We start from the raw sequence: 326 nt of genomic DNA, 5'->3' as shown, positions 1-326 counted from the left end.
GTCGCGTAGCTCCGGTCGACCGCGGCTGTCGTGTCTGCGTCCGGGAGCGGATGGAAGTGGTCCCGCGTGTTGTGCGGCTGGTCGTGGCGGTCCCATCGACACTGCCGCCGGTCGCCGGCGCGTCGCTCGTGGTACGAGACGTGAAAGTCACCGTTCGTGTACGCGCGGAGTTCGAGCGAGACGACCCCGACGAGTTCGGGGTGGTACTCGGCGTCGAGCGTCACGGCGAGACGCTCCGGCTTGTTCGTGGGGAACAGCGACGTCTGGCTCACCTCGTCCCGTCGACCGAACGCGCGACCGAGATACCGGAGGGTCGCCTCGTCGAC

At 68.7% G+C, this 326-nt stretch carries 1 protein-coding gene; it reads right to left on the bottom strand.

Going from position 1 to position 326, the window contains the following annotated elements; genetic code table 11:
- Positions 1 to 326, bottom strand: a 326-nt coding sequence (locus tag EXE44_RS18810; protein ID WP_137718103.1) for a hypothetical protein, incomplete at both ends; no start/stop codon positions are given.

Origin of the sequence: Halorubrum sp. SS7, assembly GCF_005435055.1 — an archaeon.
Classification (GTDB): domain Archaea; phylum Halobacteriota; class Halobacteria; order Halobacteriales; family Haloferacaceae; genus Halorubrum; species Halorubrum salinarum.
The sequence above is the reverse complement of the archived record's forward strand: the minus strand, read 5'-3'. Positions and strand labels throughout refer to the sequence as shown.